At 56.3% G+C, this 15,378-nt stretch carries 14 protein-coding genes; 11 read left to right on the forward strand and 3 right to left on the reverse strand.

Features of this window, described 5'->3' with window-relative positions; genetic code table 11:
• Positions 1-82 precede the first annotated feature (82 nt).
• From ACPT9Q_RS09125 to ACPT9Q_RS09135, 3 genes are read left to right on the forward strand one after another with little or no spacing between them, the layout of a single operon-like run.
• Entirely contained in the window at positions 83-889 is an 807-nt protein-coding gene (locus ACPT9Q_RS09125) for an AAA family ATPase (RefSeq protein WP_017873147.1), read from the forward strand.
• Complete coding sequence (ftsZ, locus tag ACPT9Q_RS09130; RefSeq protein WP_017873148.1) at positions 846-2,150, forward strand: cell division protein FtsZ; 1,305 nt, start codon at positions 846-848, stop codon at positions 2,148-2,150. The genes ACPT9Q_RS09125 and ftsZ overlap by 44 nt, the downstream gene beginning before the upstream one ends.
• A gap of 3 nt (positions 2,151-2,153) precedes the next feature.
• Entirely contained in the window at positions 2,154-3,248 is a 1,095-nt protein-coding gene (locus ACPT9Q_RS09135; RefSeq protein WP_427365629.1) for an aldose 1-epimerase family protein, read from the forward strand.
• Here ACPT9Q_RS09135 and ACPT9Q_RS09140 read toward each other — a convergent pair.
• Positions 3,223-5,220 (reverse strand): transglycosylase SLT domain-containing protein, encoded by a 1,998-nt coding sequence (locus tag ACPT9Q_RS09140; RefSeq protein ID WP_427365630.1) that lies wholly within the window; start codon positions 5,218-5,220, stop codon positions 3,223-3,225. The two genes, ACPT9Q_RS09135 and ACPT9Q_RS09140, sit on opposite strands and share 26 nt — an antisense overlap.
• Positions 5,221-5,271: 51 nt before the next feature.
• On the opposite strand from ACPT9Q_RS09140, the gene polX reads away from it, so the two are divergent.
• On the forward strand, positions 5,272-7,017 hold the full coding sequence (gene polX, locus ACPT9Q_RS09145) for a DNA polymerase/3'-5' exonuclease PolX (RefSeq protein ID WP_427365631.1): 1,746 nt from the start codon (positions 5,272-5,274) through the stop codon (positions 7,015-7,017).
• Here polX and nadE read toward each other — a convergent pair.
• On the reverse strand, positions 6,967-7,719 hold the full coding sequence (gene nadE, locus ACPT9Q_RS09150; RefSeq protein ID WP_427365632.1) for an NAD(+) synthase: 753 nt from the start codon (positions 7,717-7,719) through the stop codon (positions 6,967-6,969). The two genes, polX and nadE, sit on opposite strands and share 51 nt — an antisense overlap.
• A gap of 84 nt (positions 7,720-7,803) precedes the next feature.
• Here nadE and ACPT9Q_RS09155 point away from each other — a divergent pair, with 84 nt between their 5' ends.
• Genes ACPT9Q_RS09155 through ACPT9Q_RS09170 form a run of 4 tightly spaced genes read left to right on the forward strand, consistent with a single transcriptional unit; the run spans position 7,804 to position 11,097 of the window.
• A complete protein-coding gene (locus ACPT9Q_RS09155) occupies positions 7,804-9,060 on the forward strand; it encodes a 3-isopropylmalate dehydratase large subunit (protein ID WP_427365633.1) in 1,257 nt (418 codons plus the stop codon).
• A 5-nt stretch (positions 9,061-9,065) separates the two neighbouring features.
• On the forward strand, positions 9,066-9,566 hold the full coding sequence (locus ACPT9Q_RS09160) for a 3-isopropylmalate dehydratase (protein WP_026137313.1): 501 nt from the start codon (positions 9,066-9,068) through the stop codon (positions 9,564-9,566).
• 8 nt (positions 9,567-9,574) lie between these two features.
• The gene (gene glyA / locus ACPT9Q_RS09165) at positions 9,575-10,825 is read left to right on the forward strand and encodes a serine hydroxymethyltransferase (RefSeq protein WP_427365634.1); all 1,251 of its coding nucleotides are present in this window, start codon (positions 9,575-9,577) and stop codon (positions 10,823-10,825) included.
• Between the two features lie 50 nt (positions 10,826-10,875).
• The gene (locus ACPT9Q_RS09170; protein WP_427365635.1) at positions 10,876-11,097 is read left to right on the forward strand and encodes a NifU family protein; all 222 of its coding nucleotides are present in this window, start codon (positions 10,876-10,878) and stop codon (positions 11,095-11,097) included.
• Here the strand turns inward: ACPT9Q_RS09170 and ACPT9Q_RS09175 are convergent.
• A complete protein-coding gene (locus ACPT9Q_RS09175) occupies positions 11,094-11,828 on the reverse strand; it encodes a formate/nitrite transporter family protein (RefSeq protein ID WP_017873381.1) in 735 nt (244 codons plus the stop codon). The genes ACPT9Q_RS09170 and ACPT9Q_RS09175 overlap by 4 nt on opposite strands.
• 140 nt (positions 11,829-11,968) lie before the next feature.
• Here ACPT9Q_RS09175 and ACPT9Q_RS09180 point away from each other — a divergent pair, with 140 nt between their 5' ends.
• From ACPT9Q_RS09180 to ACPT9Q_RS09190, 3 genes are all read left to right on the forward strand, one after another.
• Positions 11,969-12,610, forward strand: coding sequence for a corrinoid protein (locus tag ACPT9Q_RS09180; protein ID WP_427365636.1), 642 nt, complete (start codon positions 11,969-11,971; stop codon positions 12,608-12,610).
• 101 nt (positions 12,611-12,711) lie between these two features.
• The gene (locus tag ACPT9Q_RS09185; RefSeq protein WP_427365637.1) at positions 12,712-14,406 is read left to right on the forward strand and encodes a formate--tetrahydrofolate ligase; all 1,695 of its coding nucleotides are present in this window, start codon (positions 12,712-12,714) and stop codon (positions 14,404-14,406) included.
• On the forward strand, positions 14,406-15,374 hold the full coding sequence (locus ACPT9Q_RS09190; RefSeq protein ID WP_427365638.1) for an FAD-dependent oxidoreductase: 969 nt from the start codon (positions 14,406-14,408) through the stop codon (positions 15,372-15,374). Before ACPT9Q_RS09185 ends, ACPT9Q_RS09190 begins: the two co-directional genes overlap by 1 nt.
• Positions 15,375-15,378 lie beyond the last annotated feature (4 nt).

The following is a 15,378-nucleotide window of genomic DNA, read 5'->3' on the forward strand; positions in this document are numbered from 1 at the left end:
GTGCTATCATTAAAAAGAAAACCTTAAGAAGCTCAAAAGGATTCGAGGCGGGGTACGGTTTTTCAGTGTTTGGGGAGGACTTATGAGAATTATTGCCATTGCTAACCAAAAAGGAGGGGTGGCGAAGACCACAACGTGCATTAATCTGGGAGCGTCACTGGCGTATCATGCTCGACAGGTGCTCATTATCGATATGGACCCTCAAGCGCATTCGACGCTGGGTCTTGGGTTTGAGCCCAACGAGTTCGACAAAACCATTCTGAACGTCCTCGAGCCTCCGCGGAGCCCTTACCGTCTTGAACTCAAAGACGTTATTGTGCCCACGCGGACTCCCAATCTCTACCTGGCCCCGGCGAACATCGACCTGGCGGGGGCAGAGTACCGCCTCATTGACAAACTCGGGCGAGAAGATTTTTTGAATAACAGCATTCAGCGGGCCAATCTCCCCTTTGACTATATCCTTATTGACTGTCCTCCGTCCCTCGGTATCCTCACCATCAATGCCCTCAAGGCCTGCCGTGAGGTGATTATCACCATCCAGCCCCACTATTTCGCCCTGCGGGGAATTGAAGAGTTCATGGAGACCCTGGAGCTCATGCGGGAGAACCTGAAACACGATCCTGAAGTATACGTGCTCATCACCATTGCTGACACGAGGACCAATCTCTACCGGGAGGTCATCGAGGAGGTTCGGGAGTACTTTGGGGACCGGATGTTTGAGACCATTATTCATCGCAATATTGCGCTCGCTGAGGCGACAAGCCATGGTGTGCCGGTGATTGAGTACGAGCCCACGTCCACAGGGGCACAGAATTACCTTGCTCTGGCGAAAGAGGTGATTCGTCTTGAAAAAGAAAAGCCTAAAAAGAGGCTTTTCCGAAAGACTTGATTTCAAGAGAGAGCTCATCCGGGACACGACGAAGGGCATTGAGGACTCTGAAGATGTCGATGTTGCCCTCTCTCCTCCCAAGTCCCCCACAGGTGGAAAGTCCACAAAAAAGCCTGCAGAAAAACCCAGAGAACGAAAGGTCGAAGACCGGGTGGCAACAATTAAAGTCATCGGTGTTGGCGGGGGAGGCAACAACGCCATCAACCATATGATTGAGGAAGGCCTCGACGGGGTAGACCTTGTGGCGGTCAACACCGATGTGCAGTCCCTCAAGCGGTCCCTGGCTCCGGAGAAGGTGCAGATTGGCTTCAACCTCACAAGGGGCCTGGGAACCGGGGGAGACCCACGCATTGGGGAAGAAGCGGCCAAGCAGGACCGGGACAAGCTCCTCCAGGTGGTTGAAGATGCGGATTTGGTATTCATTGCCGCCTGCATGGGCGGGGGGACTGGAACGGGTGCGGCTCCGGTGATTGCTTCACTGGCAAAGGAGGCCGGAGCGTTGACCCTTGGCGTGGTGACCAAGCCCTTCAATTTCGAAGGGTCCCGCCGGAGGAGCCAGGCGGAGGAAGGTATCAAGAAGCTCCAGGAAGTGGTTGATGCACTCATTGTTATCCCTAACGAGCGCCTCCTCCAGGTGGCCAAAAAAGACACCTCGCTTCAAGAGGCCTTTAAGGTAGCGGACCACGTTCTCTACCAGGCAGTGCGGGGTATCACGGACCTCATTACCTCGCCTCAGGACATCAACCTTGACCTTGCGGATTTGCGGACGGTCCTGAGTGGTGCCGGAATGGTGCTCATTGGTATCGGCAACGGTCGGGGACGGGAGAAGGCGAGACAAGCGGTGGAAGAGGCTATTAACAGCCCTCTCCTTGAGATTTCAGTAAAGGGTGCCCGCTCGATCATCCTCAACGTTACCGGTGGTCCTGATATGACTCTCAACGAGGTCACCGAGATTGTGAACTTCGTCACCGCGGAGACGGGGACAGAAACCGACATCCTCTGGGGATGCAAGGTGGATGAGACGCTCTCGAACGAAATCGTGGTGACCGTTATTGCCACCCGTTTTGAAGCGGAAGGGCATGAGGAAGAGCTTCTTTCCCTGGCGGGAGGAAAGGACGAGGAGGGAATTGAAAGCCGCATCATCATTGATGACGATATTGATATTCCCGCATTTCTCCGAGAGTCCCAGAAACGGGCGACTTTTCAGGAGCGGAAAACGAATGACGTTTTTCCATTCTTTCGAAGGATGAAGGGGGAATAGGTCATGGCAGTGATTCTGGGGAGGCAGATGACACGAGAGGAGATTCTCCGGAGAGTCGGAAACATCTCACAGCTTGGAGGGGTACGGGTTGCCGAGCTCCTTGATGGCCTTGAACGGGGTGTGCGGGTCGCTGAGGTGAACACAGGGGGTGGCCTTTTCTATACGGTTCTCCTTGACCGGGGGATGGACATCGCCTGGACGACGTACAAGGGCGTGAACATCGGCTGGAGGTCAGCAACACAAAACCTCTCACCCTTCCTCTTTGAGCCAGAGGGATTTGGGTGGCTCCGGGGGTTCCACGGAGGGCTCATGAATACCTGTGGGCTGTCGTACGCCGGAGCACCGTGCCGGGACACTTCAACCTTGGTTCACCGCCTTGAAGAGGAGGAGCTGGGACTCCACGGCCGGGCCTCGTACCTTCCGGCAGGAAACGTGTACGCCGACGGTGCCTGGCAGGGAGATGAGTACTTCATGTGGGTTCAGGGGAAGATTCGGGAGGCCATCGTCTTTGGCGAAAAGCTGGTGCTTGCGAGGAAAATCTGGAGTCGTCTGGGGGAAAAGACCATCCACATTGAGGATCAGGTGACCAATGAGGGGTTCATCGAGAGCCCCTTCATGATGCTCTACCATATCAACATCGGGTATCCTCTTCTTGACGAGGGAAGTGTTCTCCTGCTTCCGGCGGCAAGAACCATCCCTCGAGACCACTGGGCCGAAGAGGGGAAAGAGGAATGGTTCCGTTTCCACGCGCCTCAGAAAGGGTACTTTGAAAAGGTGTACCTCCACTACCCCAAGACCTTAGACGATGGTTTTGGGGCCTCGCTGCTTCTCAATGAACGGTTGAAGCTCGGTGTCTATGTGAAGTTCGATACAAAAGAACTCCCCTACTTCACGGAATGGAAGATGATGGGTGAGGGTGAGTACGTCGTGGGGATGGAACCCGGCAACTGCTTCCCTCTGGGGAGGAAGAAGGAGCGGGAAGAAGGAAGACTCGTTTTCCTGAAGCCTGGAGAAACCCGGAGGATCACCCTGGAAATCGGTATTGTGGATGGGGAGGAGGAAATCAGGGAGTTTAAGAAGTACCTGGGAATGGACTGACGCCCCGATACAGTACGGAGTACGCAAAGTAGTTCGTGAGAACCTTTTTCACGTAGTTTCGAGTTTCAGCAAAGGGAATAGATTCAATGAATGCATCCCGGTCCTGGGGGAGTTCCTCCTTCCAGCGTTCGGCTCTCCCCGGACCGGCATTGTACCCGCAAAGGGCAAGGAGAAGGTCCCCTTCAAACTTCCGCAGGAGGTAGGCGAGGTAGGCCATACCGATAGCGAGGTTTTCCCGGGGCTCAAGAAGGAGAGCGGTGATATCGCCATCTTTTCTTGGGTTCACCCATCCCTTTTCAACAACCCATGCTCCGGTTGAGGGGAGAACCTGAGTGAGTCCTAAGGCCCCGGCCAGAGAAACTGCCTGGGGGTCAAAAGCGCTCTCTGCGTGAACCAGGGCAAGGACGAGGTAGGGGTCAAGGGGAGGGTTTTGTTGCTGGGCGAGCTCCTCGATATCTTTGAAAAAGAAACGCGGGTAGTAGCTTTTCCCGGCAAAGTCCGGAATGTGTCCCCTTTCCGGGAGAAGGCGGAAAGCAAACCGCAGGCTCTTCCGGTACATCCCCCTTTGGGCGAAAAGCCCGGCACACTCAAGGAGGAGCAGGGTATCCTGGGGGTTTTTCCGGAGAAGGAACAGGAGTTCAATCTCAGCATGGTTGAAAAGCCTGAGAGAAGAGAAAAACCGGTATTTTGCCCAGTGCATTTCAAGGTCCCGGGAAAGGCCTAGAGGAGGCGGGCTTTGCTCCACAAAAGGTGAGGAGAACCCCAGAATCTCGGTTGCCCGGACATAGTAGTAGTCAAGGCGGGATTCTGCAAGAATCGCGGCAAGAGGAGCGGTATCTCCGGTGACCTTGAATTTCCAGAAGAGCGCCTGGTTTCGCCACTCAGAGAGAGCGGCAAGCCGCCCAAGGACTTCTAAAGCACCGTCTTTGTCCTTTTTCTGGTACAGGGCCCAGAAAAGGTTAAAGAGGAGTGCCCCGTTTTGCGGGAAAAGCATTGTTGCCCTCCTCAGGGTGGCGATGCGTTGTTCGTCATCCTTCAGAGCACTGTAAGAAGTGGCCAGGTTCTGAAGGGCGGTCAGGAGGTACTTGCTCTTTGGGTATTCACCAAGGAGCCGGTCGAAGAAGCGGATGGCCTCACGGTGCATACCCTTTCGCTGGGCGAGGACACCCCGGAAAAAGAGCACGTCCTCAGTGTCTTTCCTCCCCTCAAGGAGTTTTTCCAAAGCCTTGAGGTCCCCTTTTCGCAGGAAGAGACGGGCCTGGAGAAGCCAGAACGTGTCGTCTAAAGGTGGGGGGAGAGTCTTTTCCTTAAGGGTGTTCAGGAAGCGCTCGGCGTCTTGCAGGAATCCCAGGCTCAGGAAAAACTCGGCAAAGAGGAGACGGGCAGAAACTGTGAGGGGGTCAGGAGAAAGCCCCGAAAGAAGAGGCTCAAGAGCCCTTCGGGTTTCAAGGAAAGTCTGATCGCGGAAATCCCGGTACATCTTTTGCAAGAGGAAGGCCGCCTCAAGGTGGTGATGCTCTTCCTCAAGGAGAGTGAAAAGCTCTTGAAAGGCGGTGAGCTTCTCCTCTTCCGCTTCGGCAAGGCGCAGAGCCTCAAGGGCAAAGGCGAATGCCTCACCGATTTTCCCTTCTTTTCGGGATTTTTGTGCGCAGACCAGGGCAGCAGGGAACCGGACTGGCGATGTGGGTGCAAACTCTTCAAGGAGGCGAAGGAAGAACCACCGTTCCCGGGGGTTTCCCTCAAGGCGTTCCAGGAAGAGGAGTACCAGATGGTCTGAGAGGGGACAGCCCCTCTTAAGGCTCTGCACAATGTTCTCCCGAACGCTGAGGCGAATGGGTGAACGAAGGAGGGTCTCGATGAAGAGAAAGTGGAGTCGCTCAGGAACACTGAGTCCGGGTTCGCTCTTCCCTCTTCCACCACCAAAGAGTAACCCCAGAAGTAACAGGGGAAGGATGAGCACCTTTGCTTTCATTTGGGGTCCATGATAGCATAGTACCGTGGAAGAGGGAAGGGGGAAGAAGAGATGCGGAATCAGGAAGTGGCCAAAATTCTCCATGATATCTCGGTGCTTCTTGATATCAAGGGAGAGAGTCGCTTCCGGGTGGTGGCGTATGAGGAGGCTGCCCGGCGGATAGAGAACTGGCCGGAGCCCATTGAAGAAGTCTGGAAGAGCGGGAGACTTGGGGACATCCCGGGTATCGGTCAGAGCATTGCCAGCAAAATCGCTGAGTACCTTGCCACAGGAAAAATGACCTATTACGAGGAGCTGACAAGGGAAATCCCTCCCGAACTCATCGAGCTCACGGAGATTCCCGGGGTGGGACCCAAAATCGCCAGGCTTCTCTATGAGCAACTGGGGATAAAAACTCCTGAGGACCTTGAGAGGGCAATCCAGGAGAAAAAACTCCGCAACCTCCCTCGCCTTGGCGCAAAGAGCGAGGAGAAGATTGCCCGGGGTCTTGAGATGTTCCGGCGCAAAACCGGTCGCATGCTCCTTGGACAAGCCCTGCCCCTTGTGGAGAGTATTGTGGCGCTTCTTCGGGAGAGAACGGGGGTGGAGAAAATCAGCCCTGCGGGGAGCATCCGTCGCATGAAAGAAACCATAGGGGACATTGACATCCTGGTGGCGTCTTCCCGTCCTCAACGCATCATGGACGTTTTTGTTGCCCTGCCCCAGGTTCGGGAAGTCCTGGCAAAAGGCGATACGAAGTCGAGTATTGTGACCCATGAGGGCATCCAGGTGGATGTGCGTGTGGTGGAGGAAGAGTGTTTCGGAGCGGCCCTGCAGTACTTTACCGGTTCCAAGGCCCACAACATTAAACTCCGGGAAATTGCTCTGAAAAAGGGCTTCAAGGTGAACGAGTACGGGATTTTCCGTCTGGACACCAATGAGCGGGTGGGAGGGGAACGGGAGGAAGATATCTACGAGATCCTGGGGATGGAGTGGATTCCTCCAGAACTTCGGGAGGACCAGGGAGAAATTGAGTGTGCTCTGGAGAAAAAGCTCCCCGTGCTTGTGGATATGAAGGATATTCGGGGGGATCTCCACGTTCACTCCCACTGGAGTGACGGTGTGGCCTCCATCGAGGAGATGGCCCAGGCAGCCTTGGCGCGGGGGTATCAGTACCTTGCCATCTGCGACCACACCCAGTCTCTGGCCGTTGCCTCAGGGCTCACCCCAGAGGAAATCCACGAGCGGGAAAAGGAAATCCGGCGCTGGAATGAACGTCACCCGGAGCTTCTGGTCCTCAATGGTGTTGAGGCCAACATCCTGAGCGACGGGTCTTTAGATTTCCCTGATAAGGAGCTTGCCCTCCTTGAGGTGGTGGTGGCTGGCCTCCACTCCGGGCTCACCCAGAAGGAAGAAAAGATTCTGAAGCGTCTGGAGCTCGCCATGAAGAACCCCTACGTTCAGATTATAAGCCACCCCACGGGGCGAATCATCGGCAAGCGCGAGGCGTACGAGGTCAACTGCGATGTTCTCTTTGCCATGGCAAAGGCCACCCACACCTCTTTGGAGCTCAATGCCCAGCCTGAGCGCTTGGATCTCCGCGATGTGGATGCCCGGAAAGCCGCCCAGGAAGGCATAAAGATTGTGATTTCCACTGATGCCCACGATCCGGGATCCTTAGAGTACATGCGCTATGGTGTAGCCCAGGCAAGACGGGCCTGGCTTCGGAAGGAGGATGTCCTCAACACTTTTGGCCGGGAGGAACTCTTAGAGTTCCTGGCCAGAAAACGGAAACTCCTCTTTCGAGAGGAGCATTGAGGGAAGTCGCCTTTTGTGGGTGCTCTGCCGAACCATGGAGAGAATCTTTGAGCGGTAGGGTTCTTCGACCTCTCCCTCTTCAATGAAGCGGTCAAGAATCTCATACGTCAGGCCCATTTCTCCCTCGTCGGTCTGACCGGGCCAGAGACCCGCAGAGGGGGGTTTCGCGATGATGTGCTCTGGGATTCCCAGGAATGCGGCGATTTCCCGGACCTTGCGTTTTGTGAGGTGAGCCAGGGGAGCAATATCCACGCCGCCATCCCCGTATTTGGTGAAGTACCCCACGGTGAGCTCGCTGCGGTTACTGGAGCCACAGACGAGGTAGTTCAGAGTGTTGGCGAAAAAGTACAGCACGCACATCCGCAGTCTCGGTTTGAGGTTGGCTTGAGGAAGGGACTTCGCTGCTTTTTCTTCTCCCAGGACCTCAAGGAGTGTATCAAAGGGTTTTTCAAGAGGGATAATCCGGTAGGGGATGGAGAACTGCTCAGCGACCTCCCGGGCGTCCTCGAGGTCTGCTGGGTCGCTGTAACAGGGCATGACAAGACCCAGGACGTTTTCTCCAAGGGCTTTTTTTGCAAGAACCGCCACCACAGAGGAGTCAATACCTCCGCTCATACCGAAAACAAGGCCCCTGGCACGGGCTTCAAGAACTTTCTCCCGCATCCACTGCACAATCCGCGCAACTTCTTCCTGGGGTGTCAAGGGGCTTCCTCCTCTCGTTGACTTTCCTTTTTCCCGTAATGTATTATGTTGCCAACACTACGTCAAGGGAAGCGGGGAAGTAGCATGGGGAAGACAATGGCCGAAAAAATCTTCGAAAAGAAAGCAGGCAGGCCTGTTCGCCCTGGAGACATCGTGGTTGTGCCGGTGGACTGGGCCATGGGTCAGGATGGCACCACCCCTCTGGCTATCCAGTCTTTTGAGGAGATGAACGGAAAGTCGGTGTTCCGCCCGGACAGGATCGTCTTCGTCATTGACCACAATGCCCCAAGCCCCTTAGAGTCGGTCTCCCGCCTGCACGACCTCATGCGTTCCTTTGCCCGGAAATTCGGCATCCGGGTGTTTGAGGTGGGGGAAGGAGTCTGTCATGAACTCATGATGAGCCGGGGCCTTGTGGTCCCGGGGGATCTTGTCGTGGGGGCCGATTCCCACACCTGCACCTACGGGGCCATTGGGGCGTTTTCCACGGGGATTGGAAGCACAGAGCTTGCCGTGGTGATGATGACCGGAAAACTCTGGTTTAAGGTTCCAGAAAGCCTCTGTATCAGACTTTCTGGGGAACTCCCCCTGGGAGTGTTTGCCAAGGACGTTATCCTGCGTATTGCAGCGCTCCTTGGAGCTGATGGGGCAACGTACCAGGCAATTGAGTTTCATGGGCCGGTGGTGGAGCGTTTGAGTGTGGAGGAACGGGCGACCCTCACCAACATGGCGGTGGAGGTGGGTGCCAAGGCGGGGATGGTTCCCCCTGATGAGAAGACTATAAAGTGGGTGAAGGAACGTACCAACCGCCCCTTCGAGGTGGTGCTTCCTGACCCTGACGCGGTGTACGCAAGGACCCTGGACATTGATTGCTCTGGTCTTGTACCGCAGGTTGCCTTTCCGCACCGGGTCGACAACGTTAGACCCATTACCGAGGCCCTGGGCATTCCTATTCGTGAGGCCTTTGTAGGGACCTGCACCAATGGGAGAATTACCGACCTTGAAGTGGTGGCGAAGATTCTCCGGGGTCGAAAGGTGCATCCTGAGGTGCGGCTCATTGTTGCACCGGCTTCGAAGGAAGCCTTCCTCGTTGCCCTTGAGAGGGGATGGGTGCGGGATATCGTGGAGGCAGGAGGCGTTTTTGTTCCCCCGGGATGCGGCCCTTGCGTGGGGACGCACCAGGGGATTCCCGGAGACGGCTGGAACGTTATCTCTACGGCCAACCGGAACTTCCGGGGGCGGATGGGGAACCGGGAGGCATCGATTTACCTTGCCTCTCCTGCGACGGTGGCGGCCTCGGCCGTTGAGGGGGAGATTGCGGATCCGAGAAAATACCTGGGGTGAGAGCTATGCGCTTGACTGGACGGGTGCACAAGTTCGGTGATGACATCAACACGGACTACATCATTTCCGGGAAGTACAAATTCAAAACCCTCGATATGCAGGAACTGGCCAGACACGTTATGGAAGACCTTGACCCAGAGTTTGCCCAAAAAGTCCGGCCTGGGGATTTCATCGCTGCGGGGAAGAACTTTGGCTGTGGTTCTTCCCGGGAACAGGCTCCGAGAGCCCTTCTTGCCTGTGGTATCAGAGGGGTACTGGCGAAGTCCTTTGCCCGGATTTTCTTCCGCAACGCTATCAACTGCGGGCTCTTTGTGGTGGAGTGCGATACCGACAAGATCGAAAACGGTGACGAGGTTACGGTGGACCTCGAGAAAGGTGAAGTTGTGAATCTCACGAAAGGCATTACTCTCTCCGTTCCTCCTCTCCCCCAGGTCATGATTGACATCCTCCGGGAAGGAGGGCTTGTGAATTACTTCAAAAAATACGGATCCTTCGAAAAGGCGTGAGATGAGGTATGTGGGAGTATCTCAGAGACAAAGACCCTGAGGTCTACCGCTGTATCGTGGCAGAGCTTGAGCGGGAACGGAATACGCTGGAGCTCATTGCCTCCGAGAACTTCACAAGCCTTGCCGTCATGGAGGCTCAGGGCTCGCCGCTCACGAACAAGTACGCTGAGGGGTACCCGGGGCGGCGATACTACGGGGGATGTGAGTGTGTGGATGAGGCGGAGACCTTGGCCATTGAGCGAGCGAAGGCCCTCTTCGGTGCGGAACACGCCAATGTCCAGCCCCATTCTGGGTCCCAGGCGAACATGGCCGTGTACTTTGCGGTGCTTCAACCCGGGGATGTGGTCATGGGGATGGACCTCGCCCACGGGGGGCACCTCACCCATGGGAGCCGGGTGAATTTCTCGGGAATGCTGTACCGCTTTGTCCCTTACGGGGTAAGCCCGGAAACGGAGACCATTGATTACGACGCCCTGGAACGGCAAGCCCTTGAGGTTCGCCCAAAACTCATCGTGGCCGGAGGGAGTGCCTATCCCCGGGTCATCGATTTTGCGCGGATGCGGGCGATTTGTGACAGAGTTGGGGCGTACCTCATGGTGGATATGGCGCATTTTGCCGGGCTTGTGGCCGCTGGGATCCACCCGAATCCTGTGCCCTATGCCCACTTTGTGACCACGACGACCCACAAGACCCTCCGGGGTCCCCGGGGAGGGATTGTCCTGTGTACAAAGGAGTTTGCCCAGGCTATCGACAAGGCTCTCTTTCCTGGGATTCAGGGTGGCCCCCTCATGCATGTCATTGCAGCGAAAGCCGTGGCACTGAAGGAGGCACAGGCTCCTGAGTTTGCCGCCTACCAGAGGCAGGTGGTAGCGAATGCCCAGGCACTGGCGAAAGCCCTGCAGGAACGGGGGTATCGTCTGGTCTCAGGGGGTACCGATACTCACCTCCTCCTTGTGGACCTCCGAAACTTCGGTTTGACCGGGAAAGAAGCCGAGACACTCCTTGACCGGGTAGGCATCACGGTGAACAAAAACGTTATCCCTTTTGATCCTCAAAAACCTGCAGTGACAAGCGGCATTCGTCTTGGGACTCCAGCCTGCACCACCCGGGGGATGAAAGAAGGGGAAATGGCGTACATTGCCGAGCTCATTGACGCTACTCTGAGGGGACGGGGGAAGCCCGAGGTGCTTTCCTGGGTCCGCGAAGCGGTGCTCGATCTCTGTGCACGTTTCCCCCTGTATCCAGAGCTCGGGGAATAAGTGGAGTGGTTTGGGGTTAGTAGTGGGAAAACTCTGGTGGAGGGAGAACCATGCGCGAGAAAGTCGAACAGGCTCTCGAGAAAATCCGGGGATACCTTCAGTACGAAGGCGGCGATGTGGAACTCGTGGATATTGAGGATGGGGTGGTGAAGGTTCGCCTGAAGGGTATGTGCAGTGCCTGCCCCATGGCGATGATTACCCTCAAAGACGGCATCGAGCGCATCCTCAAAGAGGAAGTCCCTGAAGTCAAGTCCGTCGAGCAGGTCTTCTAAAGGAAGAGGCTGTAGAGAACCCCGACAAGGACGCTTCCTCCCACGATATTGCCAAGGGTTACTGGAAGGAGGTTCTGGAGGAGAGCCCTTCCCCAGGTGATTCCAGAACCTCCCTGGAAAATCCCTGCAGCGAGAAAGTACATGTTGGCCACGCTGTGCTCGTACCCCAGGGCTACAAAGGTCATGATAGGTCCTGGAATGGCAAGGATTGCGCCGATCTCGTTTCCTGCGGCGATGGCAAAGAGTACCGCGAGGTCCACGAGCCAGTTACAGAGTATCCCCCGGAAAAACCCCTGAGAGAAGGTGATGGCCACTTTCCCCTGGGCAATGGCGATGATTCTTTCGGCGATTATCCCTCCCTGAGCTTCCGGAAGCCCTGAAGCGGTGTAGAGGAGTGCCAGGAAAACCGCGCCGAGGAGATTCCCCCCGTACACCAAGGTCCAGTTCAGAAGCACCCTTCGAAGAGGGGCTTTCTTCTTGAGGCAGTGCGTAACAAGGAGACAATTTCCGGTGAAAAGATCCGCCTTGCCGAGGACAACCATGATGAGCCCCACCGAAAACACGAGACCCCCAAGGAGCTGACGGAGGCTCCAGGGGAGTCCCTGGGAAAGCGTGACAAGCGTGAAAATCTGTCCGGCAAAACCGATGTAGGCTCCGGCGAGAAATCCCCCAAGGAGGAGTTTCCCCGGGGTTTTCTCGAGCTTCCCTGTACACCAGCTGGAAAGGTCCATTGTTTTTCCCTCCTTTCTTCACTCAAACAAATAATAGAGCATTTTGTTTTCTTTGCAAAGTTTTATAAAGAGGATTATGGATTTCTCCTGGTACCTCTGGTACAATATGCGCAGAAATCGGCGGAGAGGGAGGGTTCAGAATGGCGGAGATTCTGGATCAAATTGCCCGGGAGCTCTTTGCGGGGAATGCGAAAGCGGTGGCGGAACTCGTGGAGAAGGCTCTGAACGAAGGCCTTTCTCCCCAGGAAATCCTCAACGACGGCCTCATCAAGGGAATGAACGAAGTCGGGGCAAAGTTCAAGGCCAACGAAATCTACGTCCCCGAGGTTCTCATTGCTGCCCGGGCCATGAAGGCAGGAATGGAGATTCTGCGACCCAAGCTCGTGGAGACCGGGGTGGAACCGGTCGCCAGGATGGTCATCGGAACGGTCAAGGGAGACCTCCACGACATCGGAAAGAACCTCGTAGCCATGATGATGGAAGGGGCAGGATTTGAGATTATCGACCTTGGGATTGATGTCCCGGCTGAGAAGTTCATCCAGGCGGTGCGCGAGCACAAACCCCAGCTTGTGGGGATGTCGGCCCTCCTGACCACCACCATGATCCAGATTCGGGAGAACATCAAGGCCTTTAAAGAGGCTGGTATCAGGGATAGCGTGAAAATCATGGTTGGTGGTGCTCCGGTGACCCAAAAATTCGCCGATGAGGTTGGTGCCGATGGCTATGCTCCCGATGCGGCCTCAGCGGTGGACAAGGCCAAGGAGCTTCTGGGGTTGAACTGAGGAAAAGGGGAGGGAAATACCCTCCCTTTTTGCTGCTTCCTTTTACTTAACAGCTTTATTTATGTTATAATTCAAATTGGAAAAAAACTGGAGGGGGAAATATGCTGACAGACCTTGAAATCGCCCAGAGTGCCCACTTAAAGCCCATCGTGGAAATTGCCAGGGACCTCGGCCTTGAGGAAGACGACATTGAGCTCTACGGGAAGTACAAGGCGAAGGTATCCCTTCAGGTTCTTGAGAAGCTCAAGGACCGCCCCCTGGGGAAGTACATCGATGTGACTGCCATCACCCCCACACCCCTTGGGGAGGGGAAAACCGTCACCACCATCGGTCTCTCCATGGCCCTCAACAAAATCGGGAAAAAGAGCATTGTCTGCATCCGCCAGCCGTCCCTGGGTCCGGTTTTCGGTATCAAAGGGGGTGCTGCAGGTGGTGGCTACTCCCAGGTTGTCCCCATGGAAGATTTCAACCTGCACTTAACCGGTGATACCCATGCAGTGGCCCTCGCCCACAACCTCCTGGCTGCCTTCATTGACAATCACATCTACCACGGGAACGCCCTGCGCATCGATCCTTTCACCATAAGCTGGCCGAGGGTCGTGGACGTGAGCGACCGGGCACTGCGGAAAGTCGTCATTGGCCTTGGAGGCAAAGAGAACGGTATCCCCCGGGAATCGGGTTTCGATATCGCCGTGGCTTCAGAGGTCATGGCCATTCTCGCCCTCACAACGGGCCTTCGGGATTTGCGGGAACGCCTTGGCCGGATTGTCATCGGGTACAACGTGGAGAAGAAACCGGTGACGGCGGAGGATTTACGGTGTGCCGGGGCCATGGCGGTGCTCCTCAAAGACGCCATCAAGCCGAACCTTCTCCAGACTCTGGAGAACACACCCTGTTTTGTCCATGCTGGACCCTTCGCCAACATTGCCCACGGGAATAGTTCCATTCTCGCTGACCAGATTGCTCTTCGCCTGAGCGAGTACGTGGTCACGGAGAGCGGTTTCGGTGCGGACTGCGGCATGGAAAAGTTCATGAACATCAAGTGCCGCTACAGTGGCCTTGCTCCCGACTGTGTGGTCATGGTGTGCTCGGTCCGGGCGCTCAAAATGCACAGCGGCAAGTACAGAGTGGTGCCCGGGAAGCCCCTTGACCCTGCGCTTGCAGAAGAGGACGTCGCTGCGGTGGAGCAGGGTGCAGAGAACCTGGTGAAGCAGATTGAGAATGCCCGCCTCTTTGGGGTTCCGGTCGTTGTGGCCATCAACCTTTTTGCAACAGACACTGACCGGGAAATACGGGCCATTGAGAAGATTGCCCTTGAGAACGGCGCCTATGCCTGTGCGGTGTCTGAGGTCTGGGCGAAAGGCGGTGCCGGGGGAAGGGAGCTTGCCGAGGCGGTGGTTCGGGCCTGTGACGAACCCAAGAACTTCCGATTCCTCTACCCCCTGGATATCCCGATCAAGGAGAAAATCGAAATCATCGCCACGAAGATTTACGGGGCCGACGGTGTCGTGTACGAGGAGGGTGTGGAGGAGAAAATCAGGCGCTTCACCGAATTCGGCTGGGACGGGCTCCCCATCTGCATGGCCAAGACCCATCTTTCCCTCTCTCACGACCCAAGACTCAAAGGACGCCCCCGGGGATTCAGGCTCCCGATCAAGGACATTCGTCCAGCCATCGGTGCAGGGTTCCTTTATCCTCTCTGTGGAGAAATTCGGACCATGCCCGGCTTGCCTTCGGAGCCTGCGGGGAATAAAGTAGATATCGATGCGGAAGGGCGGATTGTGGGGCTTTTCTGATGGAACGTGTTGACGTCCTTGTGGTCGGCGGAGGTATTGCCGGGCTTGCGGTGGCCTCTGCCCTTCAGGAGAAGGGTGACGTCCTCCTCCTTGAGGAGAAGGCATCTCTGGGGGGCCTTGCAGTGGAACTCTCCTGCAAAGCTACCGACCGGTGCCTCCGCTGCGGTGTGTGCCGGGCCGCGGAGGTTGTACGAAAGGGGTGGTTTGGAGTAGAGAACATCACCGGGGAGTCCCCACGTGCGGTGGTTCGGGAAAAAGGAGGCTTCCGTATCACCACAGACCGTAGAGAACTTGCCGCCCGCCTGGTCGTCCTTGCAACAGGTGCGATGCCTTTCCCGGTAGAGGAGTTCCCCCAGTACCTCTGGGGGAGGAAGGAACGAATCTTTACTGGCTTTGAGCTCGAGCGCAGGCTCAAAAGCGGCAACCTCGAGGAGTTTGCTGCTTTCCGTTCCCTTGCGTTCGTGCAGTGTGTGGGGTCCCGGAATGCCCGGAAGCGGCTGGGGTACTGCTCACAGGTTTGCTGCCGTTACGCCCTCCGCCTTGTGGCAAACCTCCGGTTCCGGTTCCCTGAGGTGCGTATCGATTTTTACTCCATGGATCTCCAGGTCCTTGGGGACGGACAGGAAGCCCTCCGTGATGCGGCCCACTCGGTCTTCCGGTATCGTTCCCTGCCCTTTGCCCTTCAAGAGGATGGGGATGGGGTGACGGTCTTTGTGGAGGTGGACGGGAAAGCCACGAAGCGGCGCTACGATGCGGTGGTGCTTTCGGTTGGTCTTGTGGCCTCACCCGGGACACAGCGGATGGCAGAGCTCTTCCGTCTTCCGCAAAGGGAAGGCGGGTTCATCGTCCCCCACCCTCAAGACGGGGTCTTTGCCTGCGGGACGGCTACAGGACCAAAGGACATCACAAGCACCATCTGTGAAGCGGAGAGGCTTTCAGAGGAGCTCGGAGCGCTTCTTGGGAGGTAAGGTG

The sequence above is a fragment of the Candidatus Caldatribacterium saccharofermentans genome (genome assembly GCF_050267035.1).
Classification (GTDB): Bacteria; Atribacterota; Atribacteria; order Atribacterales; family Caldatribacteriaceae; genus Caldatribacterium; species Caldatribacterium saccharofermentans.